The 14,097-nt window shown below is 60.7% G+C and carries 12 protein-coding genes; 4 read left to right on the plus strand and 8 right to left on the minus strand.

What is annotated here, in order from left to right; all coding sequences use genetic code 11:
• Positions 1–245, minus strand: a 245-nt coding sequence (locus tag AWB69_RS49885; protein WP_231937356.1) for a hypothetical protein, incomplete at its 3' end; no start/stop codon positions are given.
• A gap of 51 nt (positions 246–296) precedes the next feature.
• Here AWB69_RS49885 and AWB69_RS36820 point away from each other — a divergent pair.
• On the plus strand, positions 297–1,571 hold the full coding sequence (locus AWB69_RS36820; RefSeq protein ID WP_062091710.1) for an MFS transporter: 1,275 nt from the start codon (positions 297–299) through the stop codon (positions 1,569–1,571).
• Positions 1,572–1,616: 45 nt separating this feature from the next.
• Here the strand turns inward: AWB69_RS36820 and AWB69_RS36825 are convergent, their stop codons facing one another.
• The 7 genes from AWB69_RS36825 to queA form a co-directional block, all read right to left on the minus strand.
• Complete coding sequence (locus tag AWB69_RS36825; RefSeq protein ID WP_062091711.1) at positions 1,617–1,880, minus strand: BrnA antitoxin family protein; 264 nt, start codon at positions 1,878–1,880, stop codon at positions 1,617–1,619.
• Positions 1,877–2,206 carry a BrnT family toxin gene (locus AWB69_RS36830; protein WP_062091712.1) on the minus strand — a complete coding sequence of 110 codons (330 nt, stop codon included), beginning with the start codon at positions 2,204–2,206 and terminating at the stop codon, positions 1,877–1,879. The genes AWB69_RS36825 and AWB69_RS36830 overlap by 4 nt, the downstream gene beginning before the upstream one ends.
• A gap of 190 nt (positions 2,207–2,396) precedes the next feature.
• The gene (secF, locus tag AWB69_RS36835; RefSeq protein WP_062091713.1) at positions 2,397–3,347 is read right to left on the minus strand and encodes a protein translocase subunit SecF; all 951 of its coding nucleotides are present in this window, start codon (positions 3,345–3,347) and stop codon (positions 2,397–2,399) included.
• Between the two features lie 17 nt (positions 3,348–3,364).
• Positions 3,365–5,434: a protein translocase subunit SecD gene (secD, locus tag AWB69_RS36840; RefSeq protein WP_062091714.1), complete on the minus strand. Its 2,070-nt coding sequence runs from the start codon at positions 5,432–5,434 to the stop codon at positions 3,365–3,367.
• A gap of 132 nt (positions 5,435–5,566) precedes the next feature.
• Positions 5,567–5,890 carry a preprotein translocase subunit YajC gene (gene yajC, locus AWB69_RS36845; protein WP_062091715.1) on the minus strand — a complete coding sequence of 108 codons (324 nt, stop codon included), beginning with the start codon at positions 5,888–5,890 and terminating at the stop codon, positions 5,567–5,569.
• Positions 5,891–6,061: 171 nt separating this feature from the next.
• A complete protein-coding gene (gene tgt, locus AWB69_RS36850) occupies positions 6,062–7,249 on the minus strand; it encodes a tRNA guanosine(34) transglycosylase Tgt (RefSeq protein WP_062091716.1) in 1,188 nt (395 codons plus the stop codon).
• A gap of 188 nt (positions 7,250–7,437) precedes the next feature.
• Positions 7,438–8,490 carry a tRNA preQ1(34) S-adenosylmethionine ribosyltransferase-isomerase QueA gene (gene queA / locus AWB69_RS36855; RefSeq protein ID WP_062091717.1) on the minus strand — a complete coding sequence of 351 codons (1,053 nt, stop codon included), beginning with the start codon at positions 8,488–8,490 and terminating at the stop codon, positions 7,438–7,440.
• A 355-nt stretch (positions 8,491–8,845) separates the two neighbouring features.
• Between queA and recG the strand changes: the two genes are divergently transcribed.
• The 3 genes from recG to AWB69_RS36870 all read left to right on the plus strand — a co-directional run bounded on the left by recG (position 8,846) and on the right by AWB69_RS36870 (position 14,095).
• The gene (gene recG / locus AWB69_RS36860; RefSeq protein ID WP_062091718.1) at positions 8,846–11,086 is read left to right on the plus strand and encodes an ATP-dependent DNA helicase RecG; all 2,241 of its coding nucleotides are present in this window, start codon (positions 8,846–8,848) and stop codon (positions 11,084–11,086) included.
• 202 nt (positions 11,087–11,288) lie between these two features.
• Positions 11,289–12,248, plus strand: coding sequence for a hydrogen peroxide-inducible genes activator (locus tag AWB69_RS36865; RefSeq protein WP_062091719.1), 960 nt, complete (start codon positions 11,289–11,291; stop codon positions 12,246–12,248).
• A 362-nt stretch (positions 12,249–12,610) separates the two neighbouring features.
• On the plus strand, positions 12,611–14,095 hold the full coding sequence (locus AWB69_RS36870; RefSeq protein ID WP_062091720.1) for a catalase: 1,485 nt from the start codon (positions 12,611–12,613) through the stop codon (positions 14,093–14,095).
• The last annotated feature ends 2 nt before the right edge of the window (positions 14,096–14,097 follow it).

The following is a 14,097-nucleotide window of genomic DNA, read 5'->3' on the forward strand; positions in this document are numbered from 1 at the left end:
GCGTGGACTACGGCAAGGCGTATGGCTTCAAGATGAAAACGACGCTGCATATTCAAGCCGAAGGCGTGAGGCAGTAAGCCGAACGTTCCTTCCCGCTGGATAAGAAAACCGCTTCCGACCGAAGCGGTTTTTTTTCGCCCCCGGTATTGCGAGCATTTCGATCCGGATTTCGGCGTGGCACAGTCGGCAGCGTTTGCACTTTGCTGACAGCCAGTCATACCGACAATAACGGAACCACCTTTCATGGGACGGGAGTAAGTGCTCTGCACCAACTCCCGTCGACACTGGAGAAATGCATGAGCAGTACGCCAGCAGCAGTACCTATCAGCCGCCCGGCCGCTTGGCGAGCGGTGGTGGCCGCGTCCATAGGCAACGCACTCGAATGGTTCGACCTCGTGGTCTACGGGTTCTTCGCGGTCGTTATCTCGAAGCTGTTTTTCCCTTCGGGCAATGACTCCGTGTCCATCCTGCTGACACTCGGTACGTTCGGCGTATCGTTTTTCATGCGGCCGCTCGGGGCTATCGTGCTTGGCGCGTATGCCGACAAGGCGGGCCGCAAAGCCGCGCTCACGCTGTCCATCCTGTTGATGATGATGGGTACGTTCATCATTGCCGTTTTGCCCACGTACTCGTCAATCGGAGTTGCCGCGCCATTGATCCTGGTGCTCGCGCGCCTGATGCAGGGCTTTTCGGCTGGCGGCGAGTTTGGCAGCGCGACGGCGTTTCTGGCTGAGCATGTTCCCGGCCGGCGCGGTTTCTTCGCGAGCTGGCAGGTCGCGAGCCAAGGGTTGACCACGCTCCTGGCGGCCATCTTTGGCGTGGTGCTGACCGGCAACCTCTCGCCCGAACAGATGAGCTCGTGGGGCTGGCGTGTGCCGTTCTTCTTCGGCTTGCTGATTGGGCCGGTGGCGTACTACATCCGCACGCGCCTTGACGAAACGCCGGAATTTCTCGCCGCCGTTCCCACCACCACCCCTCTGCGCGACACCTTCGCGTCGAACAAGGAACGTTTGCTGATCGCCATTGGAACGGTGGTGCTGGGCACGGTGGCGACTTACCTCGTGCTCTTCATGCCCACGTATGCAATCCGGCAGTTGGGGCTCGCGCCGTCGGTGGCGTTCTCCGCCATCCTCCTCACGGGGGCGATCCAGATGGGCCTCTCGCCATTTGTAGGTCATCTCTCCGATACCCACGGCCGAACCCGGATCATGGTGATCTCGGCGGTGCTGTTGCTCGTGTTGATCTATCCGCTGTTCACGTGGCTGGTCGGCCATCCCACGTTTGGTACTCTGCTGGTCGTTCAAGCAGTGCTCGGGGTGTTGATGACCGGGTATTTCGCAGCGTTGCCGGGGTTGTTATCGGAGATGTTTCCGGTTGCCACGCGCACGACCGGGATGTCGCTGGCTTATAACATTGCGGTGACGGTGTTCGGAGGATTTGGGCCGTTCATCATCACGTGGCTGATTACATCGACGGGATCGAAGGCCGCGCCCAGCTTCTATTTGATCTTTGCCGCGGTAGTGAGCCTGGTCGCCCTGATGGCAGCACGCAAGCGGCTGGGATTCAAGTAGCGTTTCTGCGCAACGGGTTCGTTCACCCGCCGCAGCCCCGCGGTTTTACGAGTGCTGCTTTTGCTGCGCCAGCATGTAAGCGCGAAGAAGTTTGTTGATCCGCGTCTGGTAACCCTGGCCTTGTTCCTTGAACCAGGCCAGGACGTCAGCGTCGAGGCGCATGGTCACGGCTTGCTTGGGCGGAGAGTGTAGTTCAGCGCGTTGGAAGAAATCGTCTCCCAGCTCGGGCATCTCGCTCGTGTCGTTACTGGAATCCGGCATGGCTTCCAGGCGTTTCCAATCCGTCTTTGTCTTCGTGGTCTTGCTCATGATATGTGCTCCTCTCCCTGTTGCCGCCAAGCGGCAGTAAAACGGTTCAATGTACGAGCGCATGTCCGTAGCGCTTGATTTCGGGGGCGGGTTGCTTTGCGCGCCGAAATGATCCGGATGGTGTCTCCGCGACGCTCGACGTACACGACCACGGCCACGATCAACTGCATCCATCCGACCGCAATCCAGCGATCCTCTCCGAAGTCTTCCCGGCTGTCCGCCGCGGTCAAAACCGTATGCTTGAAAATTTCCACTGCGTCTGTAAAGTCGATGCCGTGTTTGCGGATGTTGCTTCGGTTCTTTACTTCATCCCATTCGAATTGCATGCGACCACCTGTATTGACGATTGTACATACAATGTACGGGGTTGGGGTTATTTTCCGGCGCGCGCTGTGCGAGCATATCGACACCGACCACGAAATGTTGCAATTGCCGCCTCAAAAGCAAAAAGGCCGATTCGCGAGAATCGGCCTTTGCCACTTTCAGATCTTGAACCTCACACCTTGTAGCCTGCTATCAGACCTCTGCGCCTGCGTTGGGATCGGTGGGATCGTATTTCGGCTTCTTTTCCTTCACCAGGTCTTCGCGCTTCACGCCCAGCCACATGGCGAGCGCGGCCGCGACGAACACCGACGAATAGATACCGAACAAGATGCCGACCGTCAGCGCCAGTGCGAAGTAATGCAGCGTTGCCCCGCCGAACAGGAACATGGACAGCACCATCATTTCCGTACAGCCGTGGGTAATGATTGTTCGTGACATCGTGCTGGTGATGGCGTGGTTGATGACCTCGATCACCGTCATCTTGCGTTGCTTGCGGAAGGTTTCACGAATCCGGTCAAAGATAACGACCGACTCATTCACCGAATACCCGAGCACCGCGAGAATGGCCGCCAGCACGGAGAGCGAAAACTCCCACTGGAAGAACGCGAAGAAGCCAAGAATGATCACGACGTCGTGCAAGTTGGCGATCACGCCGGCCACCGCATATTTCCACTCGAAGCGGAACGACAGGTAGATCACGATGCCGATCACCACGCACGCCAGCGCGAGCAAGCCGTTGGTCACAAGCTCCTTACCGACCTGCGGACCAACGAACTCCACGCGCTGCAACTGCACCTGCGCGTCCTGATTCTTCAACGCCGTCATCACCTGGTCGCTCTGCTGCGCCGAGGTCAAACCATGCTTCAACGGCAGGCGAATCAGTACATCACGTGACGTGCCGAAGTTCTGCACCTGGGCATCGGGATAACCGAGCGTGCTCAACGTGCCGCGTACCGGTTCAAGCGGCACGGCTTGCGGATATTGCACTTCCACCACCGTCCCGCCCGTGAACTCCACGGAGAGATGCAGCCCGCGATGCACGAGGAAAAACACAGCCGCGAGGAACGTGATGAGCGAGATTGCGTTGAAGATCAACGCGCGCTGCATCAGCGGTAAGTCGCGGCGAATACGAAAGAATTCCATGATTTATTCTCCGGGACTCAGTTGGACGAGCCGGGTTTTTTCGGTTCAATACCCGGACCCGAGCGACGGCGCACAACCGGCTTGCCGGTACGAACGGGAGGCGTGGCCTGCTTTTGCGAACGGGCCGGAACCGGTGCTTTGGGGCGTACAGCCGGGACGACTTGATCCACGGCGGAGTCGTCGCCGCCACGCTCGTTCGCCAGGTAAGCGGCGGTGGCGGCAGCCGTGTCGCTGCCGGCCGGACGCCAGACTTGACCGATCGCAAGCGATTGCAGTTTCTTTTTGCCGCCGTACCAGAGGTTCACGAGGCCGCGCGAGAAGAACACAGCGGAAAACATGGACGTCAGGATGCCGATACAGTGCACGACCGCGAAGCCACGCACCGGACCGGAGCCGAACGCCAACAACGCCAGACCTGCGATAAGCGTGGTCACGTTCGAGTCGACAATCGTGGCCCATGCATGCGCGAAGCCGTTCTGGATAGCGAGCTGCGGCGGCGCGCCGTGACGCAGTTCCTCACGGATCCGTTCGTTGATCAGCACGTTGGCGTCAATGGCCATACCGAGCGCCAGTGCAATAGCTGCAATACCCGGCAGCGTCAGCGTGGCCTGCAGCATGGACAGGATTGCGATCAGCAGCAACAGGTTCACCGACAGCGACAACATGGAGATCAGGCCGAACAGCATGTAGTACGCGATCATGAAGACGGCGATCGCGGCGAAACCGTACTGCACGGAATCGAAACCCTTCTTGATGTTGTCGGCACCAAGGCTCGGGCCGATCGTGCGTTCCTCGATGATGTCCATGGGCGCCGCGAGCGAACCTGCGCGCAGCAGCAGCGCCAAGTCGGCGGCGGCTTGCGGCGAGGGCTGGCCGGTGATCTGGAAGCGGTCGCCGAGTTCGGACTGGATGGTCGCGACCGTCAGCACTTCGCCCTTGCCCTTTTCGAACAGGATCATGGCCATCGGCTTGCCGATATTGTCGCGCGACACACTGCTCACCGCACGGCCGCCGGCTGCGTCCAGGCGGATGTTCACCGACGGACGCTGATGTTCGTCGAAGCCCGCCGATGCGTCGATGATCCGGTCACCCGTGAAGATCACCTGCTTTCTCACGAGCGTCGGGCCGTTATTCCCCTGCGTGAAGAGTTCGTCGCCAGGAGGAACCGGGTCGTTCGGGCCGGGGTGCGTGTTGACCGGGTCGGCGAGGCGCGCTTCGAGCGTTGCCGTGCGGCCGATGATGTCCTTCGCCTTTGCGGTGTCCTGCACACCCGGCAATTCGACCACGATGCGGTCGGAGCCTTGCTGCTGGATCACAGGTTCCGCCACACCGAGTTCGTTCACCCGGTTATGCAGCGTAACGATGTTCTGTTTGAGCGCGCTGTCTTCCGCCAGCTTTTGAGCCGCCGGCGTGAACGTGCCGACGACCTGGTAACCGTCGCCGCCCTGACGCGTCGCCCATTGCAATTCGCTCAGGCTGCTCGTCAGCATGGTGCGCGCGGCATCGGCTGTTGCCTGGTCGGCGAAGTTGACCACGACTGACTGGTTCACCCGATTCACACCGCCATCGCGGATGTTTTTATCGCGTAAAAGCGCGCGGGCATCGGCGGCGTTCGAGTCGAGCTTCTTGTTCAGCGCACCCGCCATGTCCACTTGCAACAGGAAGTGCACGCCGCCGCGCAAGTCGAGGCCGAGGTACATGGGCAGCGCGTGCAACGCCGTCAGCCAGCGCGGAGAGGCTGCCTGCAGATTCAGCGCAACCACGTATTGCGGATCGCTCGGGTCGCTGTTGAGCGATTTCTGCAACAGGTCCTTCACGCGCAATTGCGTGTCGGTGTCTTTCAGGCGCACACGAATGTTGGCGTTCAGCGACGAATTGTCGAACGTCACTTCATCCGGCGTCACCTTGTCGGCAGCCAGCGCGTTTTCGATGTTGGCAAGCGTAGTTGAATCCAGCTTGACCGTTGCCTTGCCGCTCGATACCTGCACCGCCGGCGCTTCGCCGAAAAAATTGGGCAGTGTATAGACGAGGCCGATGACTAGCGCCACCAGCATCACGGCATATTTCCAAAGTGGGTAGCGATTCATGGGGATGGCCGAACAGGAGAGTTGGCGAGGAGGGGTAAGCGATGCGTCCGGCGATGAGCGGGCAACTGGCCGCGGAGGCCGCGCCACCGAGGCCGGGCCATGCTGGCCGCGCCGGACGTGAGAAAATTGGCCTTAGAGCGACTTGATCGTGCCTTTCGGGAGGATAGTCGTGACAGCAGCCTTCTGGATGGTGATTTCCGTGCCTTCCGAAATTTCAACACCAACGTACGCGTCCGTCACCTTCGTGACCTTGCCGACAATCCCGCCGTTCGTTACCACTTCATCGCCCTTCGCCATGGCAGACAGCATATTGCGATGTTCCTTCTGACGCTTCATTTGCGGACGAATCATGATGAAATACAGTACTGCAAACATCAAAATGAGCGGCAAAAAACTCATGATGCTCGACTGGGCGCCATCTGCGCCGCCGCCGAAGGCTTTGGAAATAAAATCCACGTCGGTCTCTCCGTTATAACGATCAGAAAATTAGCCCGCTATTCTATCACCGGGCTACGCAAGCCAAGCGCGGAATGCGCTTTGTGATCAAGCTGTTAAAGCGTTGCGTAAAGCAATTGTAATGTTTCTTGGGCTGGTGACGGATTCAAGGGCCGCACGTCAGCCATCCGGTCAGTCAATTCCGCGTGCGCGATCCTCTTTAAACTGCTTCACGAATGCGTCAAACGCGTGATTTTCGATCGAATCGCGGATCTCCTGCATCAGCTGCAAGTAGTAGTGCAGGTTGTGAATTGTGTTGAGCTGCGAGCCCAGGATTTCGCCCACGCGATGCAAGTGATGCAGATAACCTCGCGTGAAGTTGCGGCAGGTGTAGCAGCCGCAGGTTTCATCGAGTGGCTTCAGCGAGTTCTTGTGGGCCGCGTTGCGGATCTTGACGTCGCCGAAACGGGTGAACAGCCAGCCATTGCGAGCGTTGCGGGTCGGCATCACGCAGTCAAACATGTCGACGCCCGAGGCTACGCCCGCCACCAGGTCTTCCGGCGTGCCGACGCCCATCAGGTAATGCGGTTTATCGGCGGGAAGCTTCGGGCCGATGTGCTCCAGCACCCGCATCATGTCTTCCTTCGGTTCGCCGACGGACAGGCCGCCAATCGCGAAGCCGTGGAAGCCGATGTCCGCGAGACCTGCCAGCGATTCATCGCGCAAATCCTCGAACATGCCGCCCTGGACGATGCCGAACAGCGCGTTCGGATTTTCGCCTTTGGCGAATTCATCGACGGAACGCTTGGCCCAGCGCATCGACATGCGCATGGAGTCGGCTGCGTCCTGGTGCGGCGTGGGCACGCCGTTGGTTGCATACGGCGTGCATTCGTCGAACTGCATCACGATGTCCGAATTCAGCACCTTCTGGATCTGCATCGAGATTTCCGGCGATAAAAACAGCTTGTCGCCATTGATGGGCGACGCGAACGTGACACCATCTTCGGTGATCTTGCGCAGATCGCCGAGTGAAAAGACTTGAAAACCGCCGGAGTCGGTGAGGATCGGGCGTTGCCAGTTCATGAACCGGTGCAACCCGCCATGCGCGGCAATGGTTTCGAGCCCTGGGCGCAGCCACAGGTGGAACGTGTTGCCGAGGATGATCTGCGCGTTCATTTCCTCGAGCTCGCGCGGTGCGACGGCCTTGACCGTTCCGTATGTGCCCACGGGCATGAAGATCGGCGTTTCGACTACACCGTGGTTCAAGGTGACGCGGCCGCGCCGCGCCTGGCCGTCGGTGGTTATCAGCTCGAATTTCAGGCCGTTCGCGGGTCGTGCTGGTGCTTCGATCGTATCGGCGGGGTTGCTTGTTTCGGACATTCAAAAGCTCCTGTGCCACCGGAGGCCGCTTTGCATGGGGCCGGAGTAAGGCACTAAAGTGCCAACTCCGGACCGGCAAGTCCGGCGCAGATGGGTAAGTTGTTCGTGAGTTTAGTCGCGGCCACGGTCGTAGCTGGCGCGTTTAATCATTCTTGCTTCAAGGTTTCCCGCATGGCCCACGGCGCTCTTCAAGCCGCCGCTTGCCGCGTGAGCAGCATCGCGTCGCCGTAGCTGAAAAACCGATACCGCTCTTGAATCGCATGCGCGTATGCCGCGCGGATCGCGTCCATGCCTGCGAACGCCGAGACCAGCATCATCAGCGTGGATTTCGGCAAGTGGAAGTTGGTCACGAGCCGGTCGACCACCCGGAATTGATACCCCGGCGTGATGAAAATATCCGTCTCGGCGCTGGTTTGCGCGAGCGGCCGGCCAGCAACGGCCGCGTCGCGGGCGGCGGCTTCGAGCGCGCGCAGCGAAGTCGTGCCGACCGCGACCACCCGGTTTCCCCGCGCTTTCGTCGCCGTGATCTTGTCCGCCAGCTCCTGCGGCAGCCGATACCATTCGCTATGCATCTTGTGTTCCGCGAGGTTCTCCACGCGCACCGGCTGGAACGTGCCCGCGCCCACGTGCAGCGTCAGCGTCGCGCGCTCCACGCCGCGCGCGTCGAGTGCGGCAAAGAGTGCCGGGTCGAAGTGCAGGCCCGCCGTGGGCGCCGCGACAGCGCCGGGGTTGGCTGCGTAGACGGTCTGGTAGCGGGTTTCATCGAAGGAATCGGGGTCGTGTTCGATATACGGCGGCAACGGCAGGCGGCCGTATTGCTCGATCAGCGTCAGGCAATCGGCGGGAAAGTGCAGCGTGTAGAACGGTTCCACGCGCTCGCCGACCGTGACCTCAAAGGCATCGGCGAGAACCAGTTTCGTACCCGGTAAGGGACTTTTGCTTGCCCGGATCTGGGCGAGCGCGGTGGTCGCGCCGGTCAGGCGCTCGACCAGCACCTCGATACGGCCGCCGCTGGCCTTTTGGCCGAGGAACCGCGCCTTCAGGACTTTGGTATCGTTGAAGACGAGCAGGTCACCGGGTTCGAGCAGGTTGGGCAATTCGGTGAAATGGCGATCGGTGAAAGCCGCCGTCGCGGCGCGGTTGTCCACGTCGAGCAAACGGCTCGCGCTGCGCTCGGTGAGCGCCGTTTGCGCGATCAGCTCGGGCGGCAGATTAAAATCGAAGTCGGAAAGCGTGAACATGGGGAAAGCAGGTCGATGCGCGATGAAACGCGCGTTATTTTGGCCAGGCGTTTGGCAAGGCGGCGCGGGTAGGCGCGGATTCAGTCCGTTAATGCGGTTTCGCGGGCAGGCTCTCTGATCGACCGCTGCGACGGCTTCAAATAGCGGCGCGGCCTCTCGATATCCACTGGACCGCCCCGGAATGCACCGGGAAGCCGTTGTTTTCGCAGCCGCGTCTGTGCGGTTCGATGGGCGAAAACCCCTTGCCGGCTGCATGTTCAGGCGCTGTAACGAACCCACGCGTGCCGCGTGGCGAGCGGATGATGACCGCATCGCCGTGCCGAACGAAGCCGATATTGTACTTTGAAGAGATTAGATGCCCTTGCCCGACCGCCGTTTGCTCGCTGCTCCCGACGCCCAAGACGCTCCCGATGCAGCCGGTGAACCCGACGCGCCTGTTCAAAAGCGCAAGCGTTCGCGCTCGGGCGGCGCGAAAACGCTCGCGAATCTGGAGATCGCCGAGGACAAGGTCCAGCCCTTGAAACCCGCCGCGGCGCCACCCAAACCCGTCGACAAACTGGCCAAACTCGGCCTGAAATCCGATATCGATCTCGTGCTGCATCTGCCGATGCGCTATGAGGACGAAACCAGCATCACGCCGATCGCCCATCTGATTCCCGGCGACAACACTCAGACCGAAGGTGTGGTGTTCGACAACGAGATCGCGTACCGCCCGCGCCGGCAGTTGCTGGTCAAGATCCACGACGACGCCGGCGATGAACTCACGCTGCGCTTCCTCAATTTCTACGGCTCGCAGGTCAAGCAGATGGCGATCGGCGTGCGCCTGCGGGTGCGTGGCGATGTGCGCGGCGGTTTTTTCGGCATGGAGATGGTGCATCCGGCGGTGCGTCCGGTGGATGAAGACACGCCGCTGCCGCAAGCGTTGACGCCGGTGTATCCGAGCACGGCGGGGGTGTCGCAGGCGTATTTGCGCAAGGCTATCGACAACGCGTTGTCGCGGGTTCATCTGCCGGAGCTGTTGCCGGAGAAGATTGCCCGGGCGCATCTGCAGCCGCTGCATGTGCCCGCGTTGCTCGATGCCGTGAAAACGCTGCATCACCCGCACGCCGATTCCGATGAAAACGCGCTGATCGACGGCACGCATCCGGCGTGGACGCGCATCAAGTTCGAGGAATTGCTTGCGCAGCAGTTGTCGCTCAAACGCGCGCACGAGGAGCGCCGCACGCGCGCCGCGCCGGTGATGCCGCGCTTGCAGAACGTGCCGGAATCGCTGGTCGCGAGGTTCCTTAATACGCTGCCGTTCAAGCTGACCGGCGCGCAGGAACGCGTGTGCGCCGAGATCTCCGCCGAACTCATGTTGCCGCATCCCATGCAGCGTCTGCTGCAGGGCGACGTGGGCAGTGGCAAGACGATCGTGGCGGCGCTTGCTGCCGCGCAAGCTATCGACGCCGGTTATCAGGCCGCGTTGATGGCGCCGACCGAAATCCTGGCCGAGCAGCACGCGCGCAAGCTGCGTGCGTGGCTGGAGCCGCTTGGCGTGACGGTGGCATGGCTCGCCGGCAGTTTGAAGGCGAAGGAAAAGCGCGCGGCGCTGGAAGCGGCGGCATCGGGCGCGGCGCAACTGGTGATTGGAACGCACGCGATCATTCAGGACGCGGTGGAGTTTTCGCGGCTGGGTTTTGTGATTGTCGATGAACAGCACCGGTTTGGCGTGGCCCAGCGGCTTGCGTTGCGGGCCAAGGCGCATAACGCAGCGGATGGCGTGAACAACTTTCAGCCGCATCAACTCATGATGTCGGCCACGCCGATTCCGCGCACGCTTGCCATGACGTATTACGCGGATCTGGATGTATCGACTATTGATGAATTGCCGCCGGGGCGCACGCCCATCCTGACCAAGCTGGTCGCCGATAACCGCCGGGAAGAGGTGATTGCCCGTGTGCGCGAAGCGGCGCTGACCGGACGGCAAGTGTATTGGGTGTGTCCGCTGATCGAGGAAAGCGAGACGTTGCAATTGCAGACGGCGGTGGAGACCTACGAAACACTTGTTGCTGCATTGCCGGAGTTGCGCATTGGGCTGGTGCATGGGCGTTTGCCGCCGGCGGAGAAAGCCGCTGTCATGGACGCATTCACGCGCGCCGAGGTCCAGTTGCTGGTGGCAACGACGGTGATCGAAGTGGGGGTGGACGTGCCGAACGCCTCGCTGATGGTGATCGAACATGCGGAGCGCTTTGGCCTGGCGCAGCTTCACCAGTTGCGTGGCCGTGTGGGGCGAGGCAGCGCGGCTTCCGTGTGCGTGCTGATGTACGCCGGGCCGTTGTCGCAGACGGCGCGGGCTCGTTTGCAGACCATGCGCGAAACCACCGATGGCTTCGAAATCGCCCGTCGCGACCTGGAGATTCGCGGCCCCGGCGAGTTCCTTGGCGCGCGGCAGTCGGGTGCGGCGATGCTGCGGTTTGCCAGCTTGGAAAACGATGGCTGGCTGATCGAACCGGCGCGCACGGCGGCCGACGAGATGCTGGCCCATTTCCCGGAGGCGGTCACGAACCATCTGGCGCGATGGCTCGGTGCGCGCGAGCAATACCTGAAAGCTTGAAAAGGGTTTTTCGTTCGCACGGCCGGGATTACGGGATCGGGCGAGGCGGCCTCTGTACGCCCCGCGCACGAACGAAACATTCCGCTCACTGGTGCGAACGAAACCCCGTTCATGAACTCCAAAAGCCACCGCGGGTTGGCGAATCCCCCCGACGGGTGTATAAGTCAAATCCTATCGATTCAACGACTCTGATTGGCCCCTAATGACCTTAACCGAATTGAAGTACATCGTTGCGGTGGCGCGCGAGCGGCATTTTGGCCGTGCGGCCGAGGCGTGTTTCGTGAGTCAGCCGACCTTGTCGGTAGCAATCAAGAAGCTGGAAGATGAACTGAACGTGCAGATTTTCGAGCGCGGCACCAGCGAAGTCAGCGTCACCCCGATTGGCGAACAGATCGTCACCCAAGCGCAGCGCGTCCTGGAACAAACGCTCGCCATCAAGGAAATCGCCAAGCAGGGCAAGGATCCGCTGGTCGGGCCGCTGCGCCTTGGCGTGATCTACACCATCGGGCCGTATCTGTTGCCCACGCTCGTCAAGCAGATGATCAAGCGCGTGCCGCAGATGCCGCTGATGCTCCAGGAAAACTACACGCTCAAGCTGATCGAACTGCTGAAGCAGGGCGAAATCGATGTCGCCATCATGGCGCTGCCGTTCCCGGAAACGGGCCTGATGGTGCGCCCGCTGTTCGATGAACCCTTCGTTGTCGCCATGCCGGCGGGCCATCCGTGGGAAAACCGCGCGAAGATCAATGCCGACGACCTGAAGCTGGAAACCATGCTGCTGCTGGGTAGCGGCCACTGTTTCCGCGATCATGTGCTCGGCGTGTGTCCCGAACTGATGCGCTTTTCGCAGAGCGCGGACGGCATCCAGAAGACGTTCGAGGGGTCGTCGCTGGAAACCATCCGGCACATGGTTGCAAGCGGCGTCGGCATTACCGTGCTGCCGCGGATGTCGGTGATGGAAGTGAAACCGCACGCGGGCGGCGTGGACGCCGGCCTGCTGAGCTACGTTCCCTTCGACGACCCCATTCCAGACCGCCGCGTCGTGCTGGCGTGGCGCAAGAGTTTCACGCGGATGCCGGCCATCGAGGCCATCTGCGACGCAATCGCCGCCTGCAATATCCCTGGCGTTACGCGGCTAGAGTTGCCCGCCGCAGTCAACTAGTCCTTTCTTAGCTGGATTTAGCTTGTACCGCGCCCAGCATGGGCGCGGATTCCGGCACCATTTCCCCGCTCTTTTCAAGCTGCGCGCTCCGCAAATTTGCTTGGCCTATCGCATAGATTAAATTAATTGAATTCGATAATCAGATAGTCTTTGCTATTCTCACCTCCATGGATCGACCCCGATCCACCCAGAACAACACCGGAGGAAGCCATGACGCTGATCGCCCGCCAGGCCACGCAATTCACTGCGACATTTCGCGAAGCAAAAGGCGTTGTGGCTGAAGTGCTAGCCAGTTTCGCCAGCATTTGCTGAGCTTCCCCGACATAACGTTTCGTCCCCAGACAAATTCCACGGAGTAATCGATGAGCAATCGCATCCTCACCACCGCAGCAGGCGCGCCAGTCGGCGACAACCAGAATTCGATCACCGCTGGTCCGCGTGGTCCGATCGCACTGCAGGATTTCTGGCTGATCGAGAAGCTCGCGCATTTTGACCGCGAAGTGATTCCCGAGCGCCGTGTGCACGCCAAGGGGTCGGGCGCGTTCGGTACGCTCAAGATCACGCACGATATCTCGCGCTTAACGAAAGCCAAGGTATTTGCGGAAGTCGGCAAGCAGACACCGTTGTTCATGCGCTTTTCGACGGTTGCCGGCGAGCGCGGCGCGGCTGACGCCGAGCGCGACGTACGTGGTTTCTCGATCAAGTTCTACACGGAAGAAGGCAACTGGGATGTGGTCGGCAATAACACGCCGGTGTTTTTTATCCGCGATCCGCTGAAGTTTCCTGACTTTATCCACACGCAAAAGCGTGATCCGTATACGAACATGCGCAGCAACGTGGCGGCGTGGGACTTCTGGTCGCGGCATCCGGAATCGTTGCATCAGGTCACCATCCTGATGAGTGATCGCGGGATTCCGAAGAGCTACAGGCAGATGCATGGTTTCGGCTCGCACACGTATTCGTTCATCAACGCGAATAACGAGCGTTTCTACGTGAAGTTCCATTTCAAGTCGCAGCAGCCGCTCGAGAATTTCACCGATGCCGAAGCTGCAGCAGTGGTCGGCAGCGACCGGGAAAGCGCGCAGCGTGACCTGGTGGATAACATCGACCGCGGTAATTTCCCGAAGTGGAATTTCCGCATCCAGGTGATGACCGAAGCGGAAGCGGCGACGTATCGCATGAATCCGTTCGATGTCACCAAGGTGTGGCCGCACAAGGATTTTCCGCTGATCGACGTGGGCACGATCGAGCTGAATCGAAACGCAGGCAACTATTTCGCCGATGTCGAGCAGGCGGCTTTCACGCCGGCGAACGTGGTGCCGGGTATTGGCTTCTCGCCGGACCGCTTGCTGCAAGGACGCTTGTTCTCGTATGGCGATGCGCATAGGTATCGTCTTGGCATCAATCACCATCAGATTCCGGTGAATGCGCCGAAGGCCGCCGTGCAGAACTCGTTTCATCGTGATGGCGGCATGCGCGTCGACGGTAACAGCGGCGGCCGCGTGAACTATGAGCCGAACCGGTTCGGCGACTTCGCGCAGGACGCGAGCGTGAACGAGCCGGCATTGGCGGCGGGTGCGGTCGAGCGTTACGACCATCGTGAAGACGGGGACTACTACAGCCAGCCGGGCGCGCTGTTCCGCCTCTTCGACGACGCGCAGAAGCAGCGCTTTTTCGGCAACATCGCGCGGCATATTTTCGGCGTGCCGAACGAGATCGTGGCGGTTCAGGTCGAGCACTTCCGGCGTGCTGACCCGGCGTATGCGGCGGGTGTTGTCGCGGCGCTCGCGGCGTTGGGCCAGAAGGTTGAAACGGCTGACGCGGATGCTGAAGCTGCGATGAAGTAAGC

Origin of the sequence: Caballeronia udeis, assembly GCF_001544555.2 — a bacterium.
Lineage (GTDB): Bacteria > Pseudomonadota > Gammaproteobacteria > Burkholderiales > Burkholderiaceae > Caballeronia > Caballeronia udeis.